This is a genomic window from Salinimonas sediminis (genome assembly GCF_003429285.1).
GTDB classification, from domain to species: Bacteria; Pseudomonadota; Gammaproteobacteria; order Enterobacterales; family Alteromonadaceae; genus Alteromonas; species Alteromonas indica.
Genome location: NZ_CP031769.1, coordinates 1,060,891 through 1,080,757 on the forward strand (window position 1 = coordinate 1,060,891; position 19,867 = coordinate 1,080,757).

Genomic DNA, 19,867 nt, shown 5'->3' on the forward strand with positions numbered 1-19,867 from the left:
TCAATAGTAAAACATAATAATTTAATCCCCGGTGGAGGCCATTTTGGATAAAAATATGAAAATTCTCGTGGTAGATGACTTTTCTACTATGAGACGAATCATAAAGAACCTGTTGAAGGACTTGGGGTTTTCCAACATCCAGGAAGCTGATGATGGCAGCACGGCATTACCCATGTTGCAACAAGGCGATTTCGACTTTGTAGTAACAGATTGGAATATGCCGGGCATGCAGGGCATCGATTTGTTGCGGGCGATTCGAGCAGACGACAAACTTAAGCACCTGCCAGTGCTGATGGTAACTGCAGAAGCGAAAAAAGAACAAATTGTTGCTGCAGCTCAAGCTGGTGTTAACGGCTACGTGGTAAAACCTTTCACGGCTGCTACGCTAAAAGAAAAACTAGATAAAATCTTTGAACGTTTAGGTTAATCCAGACGATCTTACGGGATTTAAGAGGAATACTGGATGTCGACGAATGTCAATGTTCCTATCTCACTTGAAGAAGCACGTCAGTTGGTTGTTCATCTTGAACAGGGCGAAAACGCGGAAGCACGTGAATTGTTGGAAGCCATTTCAACAAAAGAGTCAATTGAGTTATTTGCCGAAGTGGGCAAACTAACCCGACAATTACATGATGCGTTAAATAATTTTCAGCTCGATGAACGCATTGCCGGCCTGGCCAACGATGATATACCGGATGCGCAAACCCGGTTGACCTACGTTATCGAAGAAACCGAAAAAGCCGCTAACACTACGATGGATGCAGTGGAAGCGAGCATGCCTATTGCTGAGGCTTTGACCCAGCGTATAGACACCATTATGCCAGAATGGAAAAAGCTGATGACCCGCCAGATAGAGTTAGGCGAGTTTAAAGCACTGTGTACGGATTTAGACGATTTGCTTAGTGATACATCCAGTGAATCAGCAAAATTAACCGGTCTGTTAACCGAAGTGCTTATGGCACAGGGCTATCAGGATTTAACCGGTCAGGTGATTCGGCGGGTTATTGAGCTGGTGAAAGAAGTCGAAGATAGCCTGGTGAACATGCTAACGGTGTTTGGCGAACCAGAATCTGGGGTTCAGCCACCACCGGATAATATAGAAATAACCAGCGGTGTCGAAGCTGAAGGGCCTATAGTTAATGCCGAAGAACGCGACGACGTTGTAAAGGGTCAGGATGATGTTGATGACCTTTTGTCGAGCTTAGGTTTTTAGGAGAGCAGGCGCATGTCGTTTGATGTAGACGAGGATATTTTACAGGACTTTCTGGTAGAAGCTGGTGAAATTCTGGAGCAGTTGCAGGAGCAACTGGTCGATCTGGAAAATAACCCGGAAGACAGTGATTTACTTAATGCTATTTTTCGAGGCTATCATACTGTTAAAGGTGGTGCCGGTTTTCTGTCGCTGACCGAATTGGTCGAGATATGTCATGGTGCGGAAAATGTATTTGACGTAATGCGTAATGGCCAGCGGACGCTGACCCCAGAGTTAATGGACGTAATATTGCAGGCCACCGATGTGGTGGTAGCGATGTTTGAAAAAGTAAAACAACGCGAGCCAATGGAACCGGCTGACGCAGCCCTTGTCGATATTCTGCATAAGTTAAGTCGACCCGAAACTCCCGATGAAAATATTTTCAACAGCGGCACCATAGCCGGTCATCAGGCCACCGATGATCTGAATATGGATGACGCTGCTCAGGCGATTGTGGAACCTGCCCCCACCGCACCAGAAATGGCCGCGATGCATGAAACCGCTGCCACACAAGGCGGTATTGAAGAAATTACTGAAGATGAATTTGAGAAGCTGCTGGATGAGCTGCATGGCAGTAATGCGCCAGGGCGGGCAGCGCCTGCCAGCGAGCCGGCTAAGCCTACTGCGGCGGTAACCGGCGATGATATTACCGACGATGAATTTGAGGCATTGCTGGACGAGCTGCATGGCAAAGGCCAGTTTTCTGCTGAAGACGCCGCACCTGCCGCCAGCACGCCTGCGCCGTCAGCCAGTTCACCAGCGCCTGGCGCTGGCGGTGACGAAATCACCGATGACGAATTTGAAGCATTGTTAGACCAGCTTCATGGCAAAGGACAGGCCCCCACGTTAAAAACTGACGAAAGTGCTGCGCCAAAATCTGAAAAGCCGCGGGTTAAAGTTGACGTAGATGCTACGGCGGCTATTACTCAGGCCAAACAGCAACAACAAGCTGCTACGCCTGCTGCGCCGAAAGCAACGCCCGCAAAACCAGCGGAACCGCAGGCCGCTAAACCGGCTGCCCCGGCAGCTAAACGCGAAGACAAAAAAGCCAGTGGTGGCGGGCAACAAACCGAAACGACGGTACGGGTAGATACTAAACGTTTAGACCAGATCATGAACATGGTGGGCGAGCTGGTATTAGTGCGCAACCGGCTGCTCAGTCTGGGAATAAATACCAGCGATGAAGCCATGTCTAAAGCTATAGCTAACCTGGACGTGGTAACGGGCGATCTGCAAGGCGCGGTGATGAAAACCCGCATGCAGCCTATCAAAAAAGTCTTTGGCCGCTTCCCCCGCGTAGTCCGCGACCTGGCGCGTAGTCTGAAAAAAGAGATTACGCTTGAGCTGGAAGGGGAAGAAACCGATTTAGATAAAAACCTGGTCGAGGCACTTGCCGATCCATTGGTGCATTTAGTGCGCAACTCTGTGGATCATGGGGTCGAAATGCCCGATGACCGACAAGCAGCCGGCAAGCCCAGAATGGGCACAGTCAAGTTGTCGGCTTCGCAAGAGGGCGATCATATCCTACTTACCATCGAAGATGATGGTAAGGGCATGGACCCGGAAAAGCTTAAAGAAATCGCGATTAATCGCGGCGTACTGGATGCCGACGCGGCCGCCCGAATGTCAGATGTAGAAGCCTTTAATCTGATTTTCGCGCCAGGCTTTTCGACCAAGACTGAAATTAGTGATATTTCTGGCCGTGGTGTGGGTATGGATGTGGTGAAAACCAAAATCAACCAGCTCAACGGTACGGTAAACATTGATTCGCAGCTGGGTAAAGGCACCCGTCTAGAAATTAAAGTTCCTCTGACCTTGGCTATCTTGCCTACCTTAATGATTATTGTAGGTAAACAGACCTTTGCGCTACCGTTAGGTGCGGTTAGCGAAATCATTAACATGGACATTAAGAAAACCAATACGGTAGACGGCCAGCTCACCTTGATAGTGCGGTCAAAAGCTATTCCCTTGTTCTTCCTTGGCGACTGGCTAATGCGTGGCCCTACCGATATTGACCGTGAAAAAGGCCATGTGGTGGTGGTACAGATTGGTACCCAGCAAGTTGGCTTTGTGGTTGATGCTTTAATTGGTCAGGAAGAGGTGGTGATTAAGCCTCTTGATGCATTGTTACAAGGCACGCCTGGAATGGCCGGTGCGACGATAACCTCGGATGGGGGGATAGCGCTTATTCTGGATATTCCAAGCCTGTTAAAACGCTACGCACGTCGGTCATAGCAGGGCGGCGTACAAGGATTAACACATAAATGGCTTTTAAAGTTCTGATTGTTGACGACTCAGCATTCTATCGTCGACGTGTTCGCGAGATTCTCAGCGAGGACAGGGAGCTGAACGTAGTAGGTGAAGCCCGAAACGGGCAGGAAGCATTAGAAATGTTGCTAACCTGTGCCCCGGATGTAGTAACCATGGATGTGGAAATGCCGGTTATGGACGGTATTTCCGCGGTCAAAGCGATCATGAATAAGCGCCCGGTGCCTATTTTGATGTTTTCATCATTAACCCACCAGGGTGCGCAGGCCACGCTTGATGCATTGGAAGCGGGCGCGTTGGACTTCTTACCGAAAAGATTTGAAGATATTGCCCAGGATCGAAAACAGGTTTCGGGTATCTTACAAACCAAGGTGCGCCTGCTCGCCCGGCGAGGGGTGGGCATCCGCCGTGCGGCAGCGCCGCGGCATGAACGGGCAGAAGTTGCAATGCCGGCAAATGCTCCCAGGCAAAGCTTTGTGCGCAGTTCGTCCATGTTAACTGGCCGTAGTAAAGTCGCCGCGCAACCTACAGTGTCGAGTGTGTCACGCTCAGGTAAGCGCTATAGTTGTTTGGCTATTGGCGCTTCTACTGGCGGGCCGGTTGCATTGCAAAAAGTTTTGACACCGCTACCCGCGAATTTCCCTTACCCTATTGTGCTGGTGCAACACATGCCCGGCACATTTACCCATGCGTTTGCGCAACGTTTAAATCACCACTGCAAAATTAATGTTAAAGAAGCTGCAGATGGTGATGAAATGAAAGCGGGCTGGGCTTATTTAGCTCCCGGCGGCAAGCAGATGCAGGTGGAACGCCGTGGTACTCGTAATTACTTGCGGATTGTGGAAGATAACAGCGATAAAGCAACGTATAAGCCCAGTGTGGATATTACCTTTACCAGCCTGGCCAAATTGTTTGGTGGGGATGTACTTGGGGTTATTTTGACCGGCATGGGCGCCGATGGTAAAGAGGGCTGCAAGTTATTACGCGATAAAGGCGCCAATATTTGGGCCCAGGACCAGGCCTCGTGTGTCGTTTATGGCATGCCTCAAGCGGTTGCCAAAGAAAATATATCCCAGAAAAATATCAGTATAGATAACATTGCCGGCTGTATTATTACTGAAATGGCGTTGTAATAAACATGTGCATCCAGGAGAGCTAGGATGAAGATCTGGACCATTGCCAACCAAAAGGGCGGCGTGGGAAAAACCACCACAACCGTAACGCTGGGTGGGCTGTTAGCGCAGCACAATCAGCGGGTTTTATTGGTGGATACCGATCCGCATGCTTCGTTAAGTTATTATTTTGGTATAGATGCTGAAGAACAATCCGCTTCGGTTTACGATATTTTTATTAATAAAGACCCTATTACCGCCGATAAAGTGCTTGATTGCTTGTGTCCTACAAAGGTAGATGGCTTGTTTGTATTGCCCGCTACCATGGCCCTGGCAACCCTTGACAGACAAATGGGCAGCGCTCCGGGCATGGGATTGATCCTAAAAAAAGCCCTGGCCTGCGTGGCCGATGAATTTGACTTCGTGCTGCTGGACTGCCCGCCGGTGTTAGGGGTGTTAATGGTGAATGCACTGGCTGCGTGTCATAAGGTGATTATACCGGTGCAAACCGAGTTTTTAGCACTTAAGGGATTAGACAGAATGGTTCATACGTTAACCATTATGGGACGTTCACTGAACAAAACCTTTGATACCATTATTGTGCCCACCATGTTTGACCGGCGTACGCGCGCCGCGTTGCAGGCACAGGCGAAGCTAATGACCGATTATACGGATAATGTGTGGCAAGGAATGATTCCGGTAGATACGCACTTCAGAGACGCCAGCCTGGGGCAATTGCCTGCTTCAGTATTGTATCCGCGCACCCGCGGCGTGGGCGCGTATCGTTTATTGCTTAAAACGTTGGGCGCAGGGGTAGGTGATGAACAATAAGCAAACTCCTTTTGCAAATGAAGACGTGGTAGAAGCCTATCTTGATGGGTTACTTAGCGAGCCGCAAAATCCAGCAGATATTACGGCCAACACCGCCCGTTTACTGGAAGAAGCAACCCGTCAGTTGCAGACCTCTCACGAGGTAGATACGCCCATAGCACCGCCGTTACCACGTGACGAAGCCGTTACTGCAGATTCACTAGAAGCGTTACCCCAGTTAAGCGGCGAAGCCGCCTTACTGGAACAGTTTGATCAGGTATTAGAACCGGTGCCGGCAGCACCGGCTACCCGGTTACAGGATCAACTGGACAATAAGTTTCAGGCACTGTTTTTTGAAGTGGCAGGCCTTACCCTGGCGGTGCCACTGATAACATTGGGTGGCATTCACCGTCTGGAAAAAACGGGGCCTCTGTTTGGTAAGCCCCCCTGGTTTAAAGGGGTAATGCTGCATCGTAAGCAAAAACTCAATGTGGTCGATACTGCAATATGGGTAATGCCCGAAAAATATGACCAAAACCTGGCTGAAAAGCTACACTATCAGTATCTTATCATGTTAGGTGATAGCCCCTGGGGTTTGGCCAGCGACAAACTGGTGAACACCGTCACCTTAACCAAAGATCAGGTTAAATGGCGGGAAGTCACAGGCAAACGTCCCTGGTTAGCAGGGATGGTAAAAGACAAAATGTGTGCATTAGTTAATGTATATCAGTTAATTTCAATGCTAAACCAAGGCCTGGGAAGTCAAGGTTAGTACCCGGCAATCGGAGCAGGTTCATGAATGAAGAAAGAATAACCAATAATACACCAGACAATAACGATCAGGTTTTGCAATGGGTGACCTATCGCCTTGGCGATGAAACCTATGGTATTAACGTGATGCAGGTACAAGAAGTACTGCGCTATACCGAGATTGCTCCCGTACCCGGCGCACCTGACTATGTTCTGGGGATCATCAATCTGCGTGGTAATGTGGTTACGGTAATTGATACCCGCGCCCGGTTCGGTTTACCTCCTACTGAAACTACCGATAATACACGTATTGTGATTATTGAGTCAGACGAGCAGGTGGTCGGTATTTTAGTCGATAGCGTAGCAGAAGTGGTCTATCTGAAATCATCCGAAATTGATAGTGCGCCGAATGTGGGCACGGAAGAAAGCGCTAAGTTTATTCAGGGCGTAAGCAACCGTGATGGTGAACTGCTGATTTTGGTCGACTTAAATAAACTACTTACCGATGATGAGTGGGACGAACTAACCAATATATAATAGGCTCGCTATCCGCAAGCTATAAGCAGGCATTCATGCCTGCTTTTTTATTTGATAGCATCTTCTGCGCTGGCTTGCTAATCTTTTGATATAAAAGCAGATTAAGGAATTTTTATGGCCGCATCCCAACTAGCAGTAATCGCAATAGTATTAGCTGCTATTGCCTTGGTACTGCTGATAGCGCTGGGTGTGCAATCAAGAAGTGCCCAACGGCGTACCGCGGTGTTGCTGGCAGAGTTTGAACAGCGTTTAACGCACTCGGACGAACAGCTTCGTAGCTTTGAACATCAGTTAGACGAAAAACAAAGCCGGTCGATGGTGCAGGGCCGCCACCTGCAGCAATTGCAAAGTGAATTAGAAGCATTGCAGAATCAGTTGCAGGAAGTGAAATTACAAGACCCCTCTATGCGTTTGTATCAACGCGCCGCAGAACTGGTGAAACAGGGGGCCAGTATCGATGAGGTTATCGAAGCCTGTGATATTCCCAGAGCAGAAGCTGAGCTGATGATGACGATACATCGAGGCCCCGCGCCGGAGTAACCCGCCGGCGCTCATCACCACACACTAAGCCGGCGTAGTAAGGCCTAAGCCCAGCAAAAAACCGCAAAAGCTCATCAGACAACCCAGAGCCGTCCAAAACAAGAGTAACCTTTCGCACACTACCACCTCATAGCATAAAAATATGAGTGGGTATGATTACGTTCAGCATTTATCCCCCTAAATTGATAAGCATTCTTAAAAATTCTAATGCCTGCTCTCAAAAAGCCTGATGGCATCACTTGAGAAAATTGCCAGTTAGCGAATTCGAAAGTTCGTTGAAATAGAGATCGCCAAAATATAGAAGGAGGATTTTGTCGCGTCGGTAGGTCCGGTAGTAATGGCAGTTCACGTTCAAAGACATGTTTATACATAAATACGATGGCGCAAAAGGCAAAGTTTTGTGTGGATGATGTCACATGACGCTTAACCGCTAAGTAGGTTAAAAACTCCGTTATCTCCTGCTCACCTCGCTCCTTAGGGGGGCGCTTCTGATTGAACATAATAAAACGCTTGATCCATAACAGGTAGCTTTCTCTGTTTGGATTGAGTAATGCTTATTGCGCATGATACTGCCAATTTGGTCAAAAAGGGGCTTTGACCCATGAGATACCCAATATACGACTGGGTGTAATTACTGAGAAGGCTCAGTAACACTCATCATAAAATTTGAATCATTCGCTCCTACCCTGAACAGTGGCTGGGGTTTGGTACAGTATATCGCCAAGAATTACTAAGAAGTCTCAGTAACACGCAACGCTTTTATACTAAAATGCGGCGTTAGCCCCCATTCCAACTGAAAATGGCTTATGATTTGATAATGCAATTAATACGTTGTCATAGTAACCCGCAAATCACGGCGCATGAAAAGGCTAACTGATTGACTTTACTGGGCTAGTCAACGAATCTTGTTTGTTATTACTATGCAGTCTCAGTAATACACTTATAAACCGGTGTTATTAAATCTGATTTCGTTTATAGAGTACTGATACTAAATATAAATATGGAGATTTGTAGCATGAAACCAGCGCGGTGTTACTGTGAATTCTTCATAATAAGATGTTATAAGCTCCTATGAAAATTAAAGTTATTCGTGAGGCGTGCTGTTCTCAAGATGACCAGGCAGGCCCTCTTTCTATCGAAGTAGACATTCCTGAGAAGGCAATGGTCTGGGAGCTGGCTAGGGAAATTGGAGAGGCTAATTTTCTTCAGTTCACTGGAACTCATAGAATCATTGATGTTTATTGTGCCGGAAAGCATCTATTCAGCATTCCGGCTGTTGGCATAGAGGGTGGTCGTGTTGAGTACATTGTTGACCGGAATGATCTAGCCAGCAATTATCTTCGAGAAAACAAGATTCAATGCATCTGGACCCCCGGCTTATAACAAGTGGCGGCAGGGAGACCAAATTTCCGCTCCTCCGTCGCTCCAATTTGCCTGCTGCGCCAGGCGTTAGTTACCTACAGGAAATTTTTGTTTTTGGTGTAAAACTCGGAGAATATTAATGATATCGTCTTTTATGAAATATGAAACAATCATAGAAACCTCAGGAATTATTAACAACCTTCCCGGTATTCTCTCTCTCTCAACTCCCATTAGAGGTTGTTGATTCAAGTTTTCGACTTTATTCGAAATTATTGCATCAGTTTTTTCTGCGGCTAATGGGTTAAATTCGTATAGAAACTCGAAAATAGCCTCACGGTCGTCCAGCGAACTTTTTTCCCAAACGGTCATTTTCTGGCTTTATTCCTAATTTTCATTTTTCGAGCTTCCATGTCCAAGTTCGCCTCTTCATGACTGACAAACTTACTTTTCCCACTTTCTAATTTATTAAAGGCAGCATTCACCTCTTCAGTAAGCCACTGATCATGAGTAATTATTTTGCGTTGCTGTTCAGCAAGTTCCTCCGTAAGCTCTCTACAAGCGTCACTTAAAGTGCGCCCTTGGCTTTCGGCCATTATCTGAGCTAGCCGTTTAGTTTCTTCATCTACTCTAAATTGTATGCGAGTATCCATGGTAAACTCCTTATGCAATGTGCGTACAAATGTTAGCACAGCTATTAAATTTACGGCCACTGACAAATGCATAAACGCAGTCGCTAGTGTTCTTCATACGTAAAGTAGTCGTTAGCCCACTAATTTCGTAATGGCACCAATGAGCAAGATGCGGAGATTTTCCAAATCGGAATTAAACGAGCGCAATACAGAATAAAGCGACTAAGGAGTGCACATCTGCTCGTGGTTACTTTGTAAAATAAGTAAATCCTTACTTAGGCAATCACACGTATTCCTACATCTATTTTGAGCTTTTGCTTTATGATTCTTGGTCGCTTTTTGACCATCATAGTATTATGATAAGAAACTTGGAAAACATTAATTTAGTTTACAGGATCAGGGAATTAAAATGGAAAGGAAGACAAAGTTAAAATTAATGGTAATTTGGGCGAAATTCGCAGCCATACTATTCACACTCCCCATTGCTGCGCAAAGTTTTGACCAGCATCAAGCCAAACTGGATACCTATCTCACCACCCTTAGTGACAACAATAAGATTATGACTGCGGTGTATGTTACAGATAGTGGTGTGCCACGCTATGAGCACTACGCGGGTCTGGCATCGGTTGAAGGCAATGTTCCTATTTCTGCCCAGACACGTTTTCGGATTGGCTCGGTGACTAAGACCTTCACAGCGGTACTGATAATGCAGCTTATCGAAAATAATAAGCTCAGTTTGGATACGAAGCTAAACCAGTTCTATCCTGCCATCCCCAACGCAGCACAAATCAATATTAAACATTTGTTGAGTCACCGTTCAGGAATATTTAACTATACCAATGACCCTGACTACATGAGTTTTATGACAACGCCGCAGACTGAAGAGCAGCTTATCTCGCGGATCCGAGGATATCAGCCCGAGTTTAGCCCGGGGAGTAAACATAAGTATTCCAACTCCAACTACGTACTTTTAGGCTTTATCATTGAGTCGCTTTACGGCCAGCCGCTGCAAGAAGTAATTGCTAGGAACATTACGCAACCGTTAAATCTGGATAGCACCTATTACGGCAATAGCATTGAAATTGAAGAAAATGAGGCCTCGTCGTATCGCTACAACGCGCATTGGGTCAAACACCCTGAAACGCATATGAGTGCGCCTCATGGCGCAGGGGCGATTGTTTCTAATGCAAAAGATACCAATGAGTTTTTTACTGCCTTGTTTGAAGGTAAACTGGTATCAAACGACTCGTTAAGTGCCATGATGAAGCTCGAGGATGGTTATGGTTTAGGTATGACTGCTGCCCCGTTTGGCGAGAAGCAATTTTACGGGCATTTTGGTGGCATCGACGGATTCGTCTCCGCAGCTGGTTATAATACGGAAGACGGGCTAAACATAACTGTGCTAAGCAATGCGGTAAACTATAACTTTAACGAGGTGTTGATTGCCGTTCTAAAAACCATGTACGGTCACTCAATTGATATTCCCGACTTTTCTGCAAAATCGATAACGCTAAGTGAAAAAGTTTTAAGTTCATTCGAAGGTCAATTTGCGAGCACTCAAATACCTATTAAAATTCGATTTTGGGTTGAAGATGGAAGGTTGATGAGCCAAGGAGAGGGACAAGGCGCTGTGCCACTGACAGCGTATTCAGAAACAAAGTTTCGTTTTGATCCTGCCGGTCTCGTTATCAACTTCGAAGAGCCTAATAGCTCATCAAATCGTTCAAATGGATTTGTTCTCAGCCAAGGTGGTGGTAAATATGAATTCAAACGCCAGCAATAGTATTTAAGTTAATTTTAGCGATTGATTGAGGTGAAAGTTCACTGCGGACTTATAATATCGCGATGGCAGACAAGCTCTGATTGACCATTATCAACCCTAAAGAGCCTGCCGATTCCAACAGGGTACTTTCCTCTGCTCAAAGTCAAATGTGGTAAATCACATTGTTATACGTTCGCTCTTTGTCTATTAAGGACCGTTAGTGTTCACTGTCGGGCAGCTTCGTATGTGAAGCGGACTTTAATTAATAGCTCTGATACATCGAGGGAGCTTATGAACGATACATTCTGTGCGATCTCAAGACAGTAACTTTTGCGCTCCTTTAACCCCCCCATTTTTCTCATAGGGTTAAAAGAAAGTATTGGTAATTCTAAGAACGATTATGAAATATACGGGCTATGGGGTTTACTAATAATAAATGTTTTATGGATTTTAAAAAATGATAGAAAAAGGATCGCCAATAGACATGGAAGAGTTCAGTGCATTATTTGCTGAGGGACTGCAATGGGCGAACCTCGCAGTAACGATTGAAGAGATTGCTGACGACAATAAGAGGTTAGTAAAGAAGCTAGCTAAGTTTGAAAGGAGATCTATTTTAACGTTGCTCGCAGGCCTTTTAACTCTGCCAGAGCTGCAATCGAATGGGATCCGAGTGGAAATTTTGGTCGCACTAGCTCTCGCTTACTGTAAAGGTAAAAAGAAGGCCGAGATAAATGACATTACCGGTCTGTTCAATAAAATCGGTAAATCTCGATCAGCTTCTGGAGAAGATCCTGCGGAAGATGTTTTCGTATCCTACATAAGTGACAAGCAAGGTGGATACCGAATCTTAGAAGGGGTATGGGAGGGGACAGGATTCTACACTCAAAGGATGTTGGACGTTGTTGAAACAATGCCTGAAGAGCAGGACTTTTTGGCTCTGAAGAAATGTACAAGGGCTGTGTTACGTTTATCGGATCTCGTCTGTGAAAAATCTCAGTTGAAACGTTACCAAATAGGATCAATTAGAACCAAAAGAAACATTTCCGCCAAAGATCTTCCATCTAAAAGAATCTTAACTAAACACGTAACTATCAAATTTGCCGAGCTTAAAGAAAAAGGAATTGAGCTATCTGACATCAGCCCCTTTTTTTTCAGAAACGAGATGCTAGAAAAGTTTATTAAGCAAGAAGTTGGCGGCTCTTTGCTAGACAGGAACCCGATAATTAAGCTTAGCGACGAAGAATTACTAGTTTTGCTTCCTTCTTCACTCTCGGTGGCATTGCGAAACTATCTAATTGAGTTTGTTTTTTCTAAACAGTTGGAAAGCTCGTTCGATAGTAATTTGGCAGCAGTTTATTCTGAATTAATTGCGGATACTCCTTTGCTAGGAGGACCTATCAATGCACCTGTTCAATGGAGGCCTTGTGGTGATGATAAAATTGCGAATTTTGTTCATAAGGTAGATCAAGGCCTTTATGCATCTTTTCATTTTTTCCTTCCGTCCATAAGGCGACATTCTGAGGGCGGCTTCAAAGATATTTTTGAGGACAAAGGCGAGCTATCTGACAGGTTGCAGTTGGAAGTAGACGGCGTCATAAGGCAGGTTAGCGAAGACCTTGATTTCGAAAAAGGACTTGTTTTCATCGTAGGGTGTGGCTGGGGGAAAGGGTATTCGACTAAGGCCATTGAAGTTAAGCATCCTAAGTGGCGTTTGCAAGGTTTGTCCGCAGCCGACATGGTTCGACTCAGTGCTTTGGATGGTGTATCACCAACTTATGTATGGCAAATACAAGACAGTCTTGAATTGCTTGAAAATCAAGGTGTGAGAGTTGCCAATGTAAATGGTCTACTTAATCTGGTGGGGTGGATTAGAGAGCATGGAGGCCATTTAGTCCCTCACAACCAACTGCCTCAGCAAAAAATATCTTTAGATAATCCGTTAATGATGCAAATTCCTTCTTATATGATGCGAGATGTTCGGGCTAATAGCGACAAAGGATATGACCGCCATAGCGTGATCGATAATACTGGGTATTGGCATGATGTAATGCACAAATCTTCAGCACCACTTTTTCCGAGTAAAAGCCTTAACAAGCTCTATGTATCAAAAAGCACACTAAAATCTCAGACTCTCAGCTCGGTCTACGAAGGTTCAAACACTCTTTGGTTGAGCACACATTTTCCAAACACAAAAGGAGGTGACCTGTCTTACAGGTTATGGGATATGACTCATGAGTGGTTACATCGTGTGGGTGAGGTAGTTGATGGTATATGTTCAGGCAGGTCGGTTAACACAGTTGCCAAAATCAATGTTTATTTTGAAGACGAAGATATGCCAGTCCATCAGACGGAAAAACCAAAAAAAGAGATACTGTCTTCGTTAATCTTACTAACAGAACCCAGAATAGATAATTCTTGCGATTTGTACCTGAGGAAAGGGTTTCTAAATGGTGCTAAGTGGGCTGAGAACGTGCTTGAAAGAATAGTAGTCGCTAATCTGACGCGTGGCTTTTTAAATCTGTTGGAGATCAAAAAGTCCGATCAAGAATTAGAGGATATTACTGATGCTATTGTAAAAAACGAGCATGCCCGAAGCTTCCATATATTCAATGCACAAGGGTTTCTAGATTATGTGCGCGGTTATCTTCCCAAGCACGTTGTAAAATTCAATGAGTTGGATGATGGGATTGCAAAATTAGGTTTAGGTTGGCAAGCATTAGGTGAGTCTAGCAGCGGTAAAATTATCGGGAAAGACGAATGCTGTGACTTTCTGCGAAAAGTAGTAGATTCTTTAATTGATGATATATGCATTGGACTTAGGAGATTTGAACGGAAGTCGACGTTAACGAAACTTGTGCTAAATGTGGAAAAAGCGTCAGCTGAAGAGGAGCATTGGAAACGAACTTCAGCGGCCGTTCTTGGGTTACACGGCACTAATGAGCAGACGTTGAACGCATTCACCAATGAATATTCGCAGTACGCAGGAGCAGCAATAGCAAGTCGAGTTTTAATTGAAATGGCGCTTTGTATTTCTCCAGAAAACTCCCAGTCATTAATGTCCAGTTACGAACTAACTAAGTTACTCGTAAAAGCATCTTTGGTAGTTCGATACGGCGGTTTATCAGATGCTATCTTTTTTAATACTCTTCCGCCTGAACTCCATGTTTCCGCCCTTGGCGATATTCTGTTTAAAGACGATTTTGGAGATATTGTTGTTCAGCCAATGTTACGGCGGCATTCGGGAGAGAGCTTTGTAAAAGCCGCCCCACATCAAAAAAGAAACTATGAAGAACCAACTTTTCACGTCTCAACCAAAGAGGCCATAGGAGATGAGTTTTGGGATATCTGGCAACAGGAGATGGGGTTCAATATTGATCAAGCAAGAGCCATTATCCAAGAACTAGAAGATCATTTTATTAGACAAAAGCAGGTGGTGGCTTCGATTCGTGAGAGTGAATTTTACTCGATCGTCTGTTCAAAAGGCATGCCTCGGGAAGTTGCAACTAGTTTCCTTGAACAGTTCGTGCTAAGGACAAGAAGAAGATGGGACAAAGTTCCTAACAAGTTTGATCTTGAGGATATATTTCCTTGGAAGTTTGGGCGAAGGCTGTCTTTTGTCTTAAGGCCGATATTGGCTTTAGATGAATTAGTGTGATTACCAAGGGATTATGTCGGTCTAATTACCGAGCGACTTTGTCGGAACTAAAGTAACAGTTGGTATTATCCACTTCAATAAATCTGTGAATATTTCTTTTAAGGCATGAGTTGACTGGAAGTTTTGTATATTATTGGATTAATCGGAATATTTAAAGTAGCCAATGTATACAATCAGTAAACTCGCCAAAAAGGCAAATGTTGGTGTAGAAACGATTCGTTTCTATGAACGCAAAGGCTTACTTGAACAACCCATCAAGCCAATACAGGGTTACAGGCAATATACAGAACAAGCACTTTCAAGAGTATTGTTCATAAAGCGTGCACAGTATTTAGGTTTTACGTTGGCGGAAATATCATCATTATTAATATTAAGTGCTAGTAATTGTGAAGATGTTCAGCAACTCGCTGAGCAAAAGCTTGCAGTAATTGAAGATAAGTTAAGTGACTTGCTTAACCTTAAAGAAAGCCTTGTTTCGCTCGTTTCAGACTGTAAAAATAATCCAAGTGATAAAGATTGCCCGATCATTCAGTCACTCCAACCATAAAATGACACATCACTTGACTCCGTACCCACATACGGAGTTTATACTATGCTTAAAAGAATAGTGTAATAAACCTAAATATGGCAAAAAGTAGTCAACTATCAATCTTAGGCGGGCTCGCCGCAGCAATCGGTGCCAGTGCCTGCTGTGCTGGGCCACTTATTTTGCTGTTATTGGGGATAAGTGGTTCATGGATTAGTCATTTAACACTCTTAGATCCTTATCGTCCTATTTTTATATTCGTGGTCGTAGTTTTATTTGGCTTTGCTGGGTGGAAGATACATCAGTCTGTTGAAAACTGTGCGGATGATGAGGTTTGTGCAGTCCCAAAAGTAAGAACACGACGAAAAGCAGTATTTTGGTTTACCACACTATTGGCGTTTGTTTTTGTTACCAGCAACTACTGGATCATATGGGTCGTGTAGGTGCTACCACCTAACTCTAATTGGAGAGAAAAATGAAGAAGTTATTGATAACAACTTTATTGTTGATAAGCAGCCCGGCGACGTTTGCAAAAGATGTAACTGTTACGTTAGAAGTTCCGTCGATGGATTGTGTAACGTGCCCGATAACAGTAGAAAAAGCACTTGAGCGCGTTAAAGGCGTAAAACAAGTGGAAGTGACATTTGAAAATAAACTTGCTGTTGTAACATTTGACGATGAGATAACAAATCCTGATGCACTAACAAAGGCTACAAAGAATGCTGGTTATCCTTCATTAGTGAAGTCGTAAGGCCGTCACTAGTTGAACGATATTGAAATCCTCGGAGGAACACAAAACTATGGCGAAAATAGAACTCTCATCGACGATCACTTGCCCACATTGCAATTACAGCCAGCAAGAAGAAATGCCAACCACTGCATGCCAATTTTTTTATGAATGCACCAAATGTAAATCACTGCTAAAGTGTACTAGCTCAGACCTGATCTGACAGTTACCCGTTTCACGGTGCCAGTGTCAGATTAGCTTTGAGCTAAGTTCTTCTCAGCCCAAATCTGCTTCCCATCGGTTAATGTTTCCATTGGCGTTCTGCCGCAGCACATTTTGCCCTGATGAGTCCTTCCATTGTTGTAGTATTCCAGCCACTCGTCCAGATCTTTCTGTAATGCTTCCAGCGAGTCATAGAGCTTTTTGCGGAAGGTGACCTGATAGAATTCATTCAGGATGGTTTTGTGGAATCGCTCACAGATCCCATTGGTTTGCGGATGTCGCGCCTTGGTTTTTGTGTGGTCGATATCGTTGATGGCTAAGTAGAGCTGATAATCATGCTGTTCCACTTTGCCACAATATTCTGTGCCCCTGTCTGTCAGAATCCGCAGCATGGGCAGCTCCTGAGCCTCAAAGAACGGCAACACTCTGTCGTTGAGGATGTCGGCCGAGGTGATTGGCGTTTTGGTCGTGTAGAGCTTGGCGAACGCAATTTTACTGTAGGTATCAACGAAGGTTTGCTGGTAAATGCGGCCGACACCTTTGAGGTTGCCGACGTAGAAGGTATCTTGCGAGCCTAGATAGCCGGGATGGTGTGTTTCAATCTCACCGCAGGCCTCATCATCCTGCTTTTTCTTCTCAAGCGCGGCAACCTGCTCATCGGTCAAAATGATGCCTTCGCTTTCAACTTTGGCTTCCAGTGCGGCAAGTCGCTTTTTGAAGTTTTCCAGATTATGTCTGAGCCATATCGAGCGAACACCGCTGCCTGAAACGAACACGCCTGCTTTACGCAGCTCATTACTTGTTCTGGCTTGACCGTGAGCGGGAAACTCAATGGCGTGAGCTATGACAGCTTGTTCGGTCTGCTCATCGACCCTGTTCTTGAGATTAGGTGTGCGTCTTGAACGGTTAATCAGCGAATCAACACCGCCTTCTTCAACCAACTCCTGATACCGATAAAACGTGTCACGAGACACGCCCATCACTTTGCAGGCCTTCGATACATTGCCCAGCTCTTCAGCCAGATTTAACAGTCCTGCTTTGTGTTTGATGATTGGATTGCTAGTATGCAACATGAGAGTTACCTATTTTGTTTTGATTAAAGATTCGACACCTTTATCAAAACGGGTAACTCTCATCTTTTCAAGAAGAAGTGTCAGATTAAGTCGAGACTAATTCAGCTAATGCATATTCTGGCTGATCATGAACACCCATTCTGGTCGATGGTGAACACTGATTCTGGCGCATCGTGAACACCTTTCTGGTCTGATGGTGAACAGTTTTGCCCTGACGCCAGAATCACTGTTCACGAACCAGAATAGATTTCCCGCATTGATATTTTTGACTGCTAACCTGTTGCCTTTTGCTTTAGGAAACAGGGATGCCAACCAAGAGATTATCAATGCGACAACTTCGAGAAATTCTTCGTCTGAAATTACAGGCAGACCTCAGTGTCCGGCAAATCCACCGTAGTTTACGAGTGAGCGTCGGAGCTGTTTCCAAAGTGCTAAGCAATGCCAGTGTAATGAAGCTCAGCTGGGCTGATATTGATGCGCTGGATGATGTGCAACTGGCGAACCGGTTTTATCCGCAAGCGGATACGCGCCAGTCGACTCAATTTGAAATGCCTGACTGGCGGGATGTACATCAGGAGCTTACTCATAAAGGCGTAACCAAGCACCTGTTGTGGGAAGAGTACACAGAACAATATCCCAACCGTTGTTACAGTTACCCGCAATATTGCCACCATTATCAGGTCTGGCAGAAGTCACAGCGCCGCTCAATGCGACAGACGCACAAGGCCGGAGAAAAACTGTTTGTGGACTATGCCGGGCAAACAGTACCAGTAGTCGGTGCAAGCACCGGTGAAGTTCGCCATGCCCAGGTCTTTGTAGCGGTGATGGGGGCATCCAATCACACCTTCGCGGAAGGCACCTGGACACAGAGTCTGCCGGACTGGCTGGGCAGCCATGCAAGAGCATTTAACTTCTTCGGCGGTGTCCCGCAATTAGTCATACCTGACAACTTAAAAAGTGGGGTGAGCAAGGCCTGCCGGTACGACCCGGATGTGACGCCAGCCTATCAGCAGTTAGCGGCTCACTATGGCTGCGCGATTGTTCCGGCGAGGCCTTATAAGCCGAAGGATAAAGCCAAAGCTGAAGTCGGTGTGCAAGTGATTGAACGCTGGATATTGGCCAGGTTACGCCATTACACCTTCTTCTCACTGACAGAGCTGAATACGTGTATTGCTGCGCTCCTTAAAGACGTGAATAACCGTTCCTTCAAGCAGCTCAATGGCAGCCGGCAGTCATGGTTCGAAAGCATTGATAAACCTGCACTCGCACCGTTACCCAAGCTGGCATATCAGTATACCGACATCAAAACGGTCAAGGTCAATATCGATTACCATATCCAGTATGATACCCACCTGTACTCCGTGCCTCACCATCTGGTCGGGGAACGTATTGACGTGCATGCCAGCAATACCTTAATTACGCTCTACTTCCACAATAAAGTGGTCGCCAGTCATGCCAGGCAATATCGCCATGGCATGAGCACCGTTGCGGCGCATATGCCAACCCGCCACCAGAAACATCAGAGCTGGACGCCCGGCAGACTCATGAACTGGGCGAAGGACATCGGGGATGAGGTACTGGTCTGGGTCAAATACCAACTGGCCAGCAAGTCACATCAGGAACAGGCATACCGTGTGTGCCTGGGTTTACTCAATCTCTCACGACAATACCCGTCGCAGCGTCTCAACAAAGCCTGCGCTATCGCCAATCAACAGCATCTGTACCGGCTTAAACAGGTGAAAGCCATCCTGACCTCGAATCAGGACAAGCTGTATCAGCACAACCAGGACGAATCGCAAAACCACCTACCTCAGACCCATGAAAACATCCGTGGCCCGCAGAGCTTCCACTAACGCAGGAATAGACAATGACTAACACAACCTTAATGCTGCTCAGACAATTAAACCTTACCGGCATGGCCGATGCGCTCACCATGCAACAGTCACAACCGAATAACTACGATAACTTAAGCTTCGAAGAGCGCTTGCAGTTACTGGTCGATGCTGAACATCTCGAACGGGGCCAGCGAAAACAACAGCGGCTGCTAAAGGCCGCAAAGCTCAAGTTGCATGCTACCGCCAGAGACATAGACTACACGCATCCGCGCAGTCTGAAACAGGCGCAAATGGCCAGCCTGCTGCAGTGTGACTGGGTGCATAAACACCAGAACCTGTTAATCACTGGCCCTTGCGGATGCGGCAAAACCTACCTGGCCTGCGCGGTAGCTCACACTGCCTGCATGAAAGGTTATAGCGTCCGGTACTACCGCTTATCCAGACTGATGCTCGAACTGAGCCAGGCAAAAGCCGATGGCACTTACAGCAAAATGCTACAACAGCTGGCCAAAATAGACATCCTCATCCTGGATGACTGGGGCCTGGAGCCACTTAAAGCGGCTCAGCGCAACGACCTGATGGAAATCATGGACGACAGAAACAACCACAGCTCAACCATTATCATCAGTCAACTACCCACCGACCAATGGTATCAATCCATCGGTGACAACACCCTGGCTGATGCCATCCTCGACCGTCTGATGCACAACGCACACCGGATGAAACTAAAAGGAGAATCAATGCGAAAAACACGCTCTGAGTTGACTGATGGTGAACACTTAGCGTAAAAATGGGCTTCGCCCAATG

The 19,867-nt window shown here is 45.7% G+C and carries 21 protein-coding genes; 17 read left to right on the forward strand and 4 right to left on the reverse strand.

The genetic code is table 11. From position 1 onward, the window contains the following. Positions 1-43: 43 nt before the first annotated feature. From cheY to D0Y50_RS04850, 8 genes are all read left to right on the forward strand, one after another. The gene (gene cheY / locus D0Y50_RS04815; protein WP_108567833.1) at positions 44-427 is read left to right on the forward strand and encodes a chemotaxis response regulator CheY; all 384 of its coding nucleotides are present in this window, start codon (positions 44-46) and stop codon (positions 425-427) included. Between the two features lie 36 nt (positions 428-463). Next, positions 464-1,213 carry a protein phosphatase CheZ gene (locus D0Y50_RS04820; RefSeq protein ID WP_108567832.1) on the forward strand — a complete coding sequence of 250 codons (750 nt, stop codon included), beginning with the start codon at positions 464-466 and terminating at the stop codon, positions 1,211-1,213. 12 nt (positions 1,214-1,225) lie between these two features. Then, positions 1,226-3,487 (forward strand): chemotaxis protein CheA, encoded by a 2,262-nt coding sequence (locus D0Y50_RS04825; RefSeq protein WP_117315780.1) that lies wholly within the window; start codon positions 1,226-1,228, stop codon positions 3,485-3,487. 29 nt (positions 3,488-3,516) lie between these two features. After that, a complete protein-coding gene (locus tag D0Y50_RS04830; protein WP_117315782.1) occupies positions 3,517-4,653 on the forward strand; it encodes a protein-glutamate methylesterase/protein-glutamine glutaminase in 1,137 nt (378 codons plus the stop codon). A gap of 27 nt (positions 4,654-4,680) precedes the next feature. Beyond that, entirely contained in the window at positions 4,681-5,463 is a 783-nt protein-coding gene (locus D0Y50_RS04835) for a ParA family protein (protein ID WP_108567829.1), read from the forward strand. Beyond that, entirely contained in the window at positions 5,453-6,214 is a 762-nt protein-coding gene (locus tag D0Y50_RS04840; protein WP_108567828.1) for a chemotaxis protein CheW, read from the forward strand. The genes D0Y50_RS04835 and D0Y50_RS04840 overlap by 11 nt, the downstream gene beginning before the upstream one ends. Positions 6,215-6,237: 23 nt before the next feature. After that, complete coding sequence (locus D0Y50_RS04845; protein ID WP_108567827.1) at positions 6,238-6,729, forward strand: chemotaxis protein CheW; 492 nt, start codon at positions 6,238-6,240, stop codon at positions 6,727-6,729. Between the two features lie 114 nt (positions 6,730-6,843). Beyond that, positions 6,844-7,269, forward strand: coding sequence for a DUF2802 domain-containing protein (locus D0Y50_RS04850; protein ID WP_108567826.1), 426 nt, complete (start codon positions 6,844-6,846; stop codon positions 7,267-7,269). A gap of 119 nt (positions 7,270-7,388) precedes the next feature. Here D0Y50_RS04850 and D0Y50_RS20005 read toward each other — a convergent pair whose 3' ends face one another. Then, complete coding sequence (locus D0Y50_RS20005; protein ID WP_218023560.1) at positions 7,389-7,769, reverse strand: phage integrase N-terminal SAM-like domain-containing protein; 381 nt, start codon at positions 7,767-7,769, stop codon at positions 7,389-7,391. A gap of 571 nt (positions 7,770-8,340) precedes the next feature. On the opposite strand from D0Y50_RS20005, the gene D0Y50_RS04860 reads away from it, so the two are divergent. Further along, positions 8,341-8,652, forward strand: coding sequence for a hypothetical protein (locus tag D0Y50_RS04860; protein WP_117315784.1), 312 nt, complete (start codon positions 8,341-8,343; stop codon positions 8,650-8,652). A gap of 66 nt (positions 8,653-8,718) precedes the next feature. Here the strand turns inward: D0Y50_RS04860 and D0Y50_RS04865 are convergent, their stop codons facing one another. Together D0Y50_RS04865 and D0Y50_RS04870 are read right to left on the reverse strand one after the other, a co-directional pair. Further along, positions 8,719-9,000 (reverse strand): type II toxin-antitoxin system RelE/ParE family toxin, encoded by a 282-nt coding sequence (locus tag D0Y50_RS04865; protein WP_117315786.1) that lies wholly within the window; start codon positions 8,998-9,000, stop codon positions 8,719-8,721. Next, complete coding sequence (locus D0Y50_RS04870) at positions 8,997-9,281, reverse strand: type II toxin-antitoxin system TacA family antitoxin (RefSeq protein ID WP_117315788.1); 285 nt, start codon at positions 9,279-9,281, stop codon at positions 8,997-8,999. Before D0Y50_RS04870 ends, D0Y50_RS04865 begins: the two co-directional genes overlap by 4 nt. Positions 9,282-9,669: 388 nt before the next feature. Here D0Y50_RS04870 and D0Y50_RS04875 point away from each other — a divergent pair, with 388 nt between their 5' ends. The 6 genes from D0Y50_RS04875 to D0Y50_RS19865 all read left to right on the forward strand — a co-directional run bounded on the left by D0Y50_RS04875 (position 9,670) and on the right by D0Y50_RS19865 (position 16,153). Beyond that, positions 9,670-11,043, forward strand: a complete 1,374-nt coding sequence (locus D0Y50_RS04875; protein ID WP_108567820.1) for a serine hydrolase domain-containing protein — start codon at positions 9,670-9,672, stop codon at positions 11,041-11,043. A gap of 436 nt (positions 11,044-11,479) precedes the next feature. Next, the gene (locus D0Y50_RS04880) at positions 11,480-14,677 is read left to right on the forward strand and encodes a hypothetical protein (protein WP_117315790.1); all 3,198 of its coding nucleotides are present in this window, start codon (positions 11,480-11,482) and stop codon (positions 14,675-14,677) included. 163 nt (positions 14,678-14,840) lie between these two features. Beyond that, complete coding sequence (locus D0Y50_RS04885; protein ID WP_108569078.1) at positions 14,841-15,224, forward strand: MerR family transcriptional regulator; 384 nt, start codon at positions 14,841-14,843, stop codon at positions 15,222-15,224. A gap of 77 nt (positions 15,225-15,301) precedes the next feature. Continuing rightward, the gene (locus tag D0Y50_RS04890; protein ID WP_108569077.1) at positions 15,302-15,646 is read left to right on the forward strand and encodes a mercuric transporter MerT family protein; all 345 of its coding nucleotides are present in this window, start codon (positions 15,302-15,304) and stop codon (positions 15,644-15,646) included. A gap of 32 nt (positions 15,647-15,678) precedes the next feature. Continuing rightward, entirely contained in the window at positions 15,679-15,954 is a 276-nt protein-coding gene (gene merP, locus D0Y50_RS04895; RefSeq protein WP_108569076.1) for a mercury resistance system periplasmic binding protein MerP, read from the forward strand. Between the two features lie 115 nt (positions 15,955-16,069). After that, the gene (locus tag D0Y50_RS19865) at positions 16,070-16,153 is read left to right on the forward strand and encodes a hypothetical protein (protein ID WP_269748328.1); all 84 of its coding nucleotides are present in this window, start codon (positions 16,070-16,072) and stop codon (positions 16,151-16,153) included. A 31-nt stretch (positions 16,154-16,184) separates the two neighbouring features. Here D0Y50_RS19865 and D0Y50_RS04900 read toward each other — a convergent pair whose 3' ends face one another. Continuing rightward, positions 16,185-17,225 (reverse strand): IS481 family transposase, encoded by a 1,041-nt coding sequence (locus tag D0Y50_RS04900; RefSeq protein ID WP_117315792.1) that lies wholly within the window; start codon positions 17,223-17,225, stop codon positions 16,185-16,187. 305 nt (positions 17,226-17,530) lie between these two features. Between D0Y50_RS04900 and istA the strand changes: the two genes are divergently transcribed. Further along, positions 17,531-19,078 (forward strand): IS21 family transposase, encoded by a 1,548-nt coding sequence (gene istA, locus D0Y50_RS04905; RefSeq protein WP_117315794.1) that lies wholly within the window; start codon positions 17,531-17,533, stop codon positions 19,076-19,078. Positions 19,079-19,092: 14 nt separating this feature from the next. After that, positions 19,093-19,848 (forward strand): IS21-like element helper ATPase IstB, encoded by a 756-nt coding sequence (gene istB, locus D0Y50_RS04910; protein WP_117315796.1) that lies wholly within the window; start codon positions 19,093-19,095, stop codon positions 19,846-19,848. Positions 19,849-19,867 lie beyond the last annotated feature (19 nt).

Bases quoted from the DNA above. Each gene is read 5' to 3' on its own strand.
- istB (WP_117315796.1), top strand. From the start codon at position 19,093: ATGACTAACACAACCTTAATGCTGCTCAGACAATTAAACCTTACCGGC.
- D0Y50_RS04880 (WP_117315790.1), top strand. From the start codon at position 11,480: ATGATAGAAAAAGGATCGCCAATAGACATGGAAGAGTTCAGTGCATTA.
- D0Y50_RS20005 (WP_218023560.1), bottom strand. From the start codon at position 7,769: ATGTTCAATCAGAAGCGCCCCCCTAAGGAGCGAGGTGAGCAGGAGATA.
- D0Y50_RS04850 (WP_108567826.1), top strand. From the start codon at position 6,844: ATGGCCGCATCCCAACTAGCAGTAATCGCAATAGTATTAGCTGCTATT.
- D0Y50_RS04900 (WP_117315792.1), bottom strand. From the start codon at position 17,225: ATGTTGCATACTAGCAATCCAATCATCAAACACAAAGCAGGACTGTTA.
- D0Y50_RS04845 (WP_108567827.1), top strand. From the start codon at position 6,238: ATGAATGAAGAAAGAATAACCAATAATACACCAGACAATAACGATCAG.
- istA (WP_117315794.1), top strand. From the start codon at position 17,531: ATGCCAACCAAGAGATTATCAATGCGACAACTTCGAGAAATTCTTCGT.
- D0Y50_RS04885 (WP_108569078.1), top strand. From the start codon at position 14,841: ATGTATACAATCAGTAAACTCGCCAAAAAGGCAAATGTTGGTGTAGAA.
- D0Y50_RS04840 (WP_108567828.1), top strand. From the start codon at position 5,453: ATGAACAATAAGCAAACTCCTTTTGCAAATGAAGACGTGGTAGAAGCC.
- D0Y50_RS04825 (WP_117315780.1), top strand. From the start codon at position 1,226: ATGTCGTTTGATGTAGACGAGGATATTTTACAGGACTTTCTGGTAGAA.
- merP (WP_108569076.1), top strand. From the start codon at position 15,679: ATGAAGAAGTTATTGATAACAACTTTATTGTTGATAAGCAGCCCGGCG.
- D0Y50_RS04860 (WP_117315784.1), top strand. From the start codon at position 8,341: ATGAAAATTAAAGTTATTCGTGAGGCGTGCTGTTCTCAAGATGACCAG.
- D0Y50_RS04820 (WP_108567832.1), top strand. From the start codon at position 464: ATGTCGACGAATGTCAATGTTCCTATCTCACTTGAAGAAGCACGTCAG.
- D0Y50_RS04830 (WP_117315782.1), top strand. From the start codon at position 3,517: ATGGCTTTTAAAGTTCTGATTGTTGACGACTCAGCATTCTATCGTCGA.
- D0Y50_RS04890 (WP_108569077.1), top strand. From the start codon at position 15,302: ATGGCAAAAAGTAGTCAACTATCAATCTTAGGCGGGCTCGCCGCAGCA.
- D0Y50_RS04835 (WP_108567829.1), top strand. From the start codon at position 4,681: ATGAAGATCTGGACCATTGCCAACCAAAAGGGCGGCGTGGGAAAAACC.
- D0Y50_RS04865 (WP_117315786.1), bottom strand. From the start codon at position 9,000: ATGACCGTTTGGGAAAAAAGTTCGCTGGACGACCGTGAGGCTATTTTC.
- D0Y50_RS19865 (WP_269748328.1), top strand. From the start codon at position 16,070: ATGCCAACCACTGCATGCCAATTTTTTTATGAATGCACCAAATGTAAA.
- D0Y50_RS04875 (WP_108567820.1), top strand. From the start codon at position 9,670: ATGGAAAGGAAGACAAAGTTAAAATTAATGGTAATTTGGGCGAAATTC.
- D0Y50_RS04870 (WP_117315788.1), bottom strand. From the start codon at position 9,281: ATGGATACTCGCATACAATTTAGAGTAGATGAAGAAACTAAACGGCTA.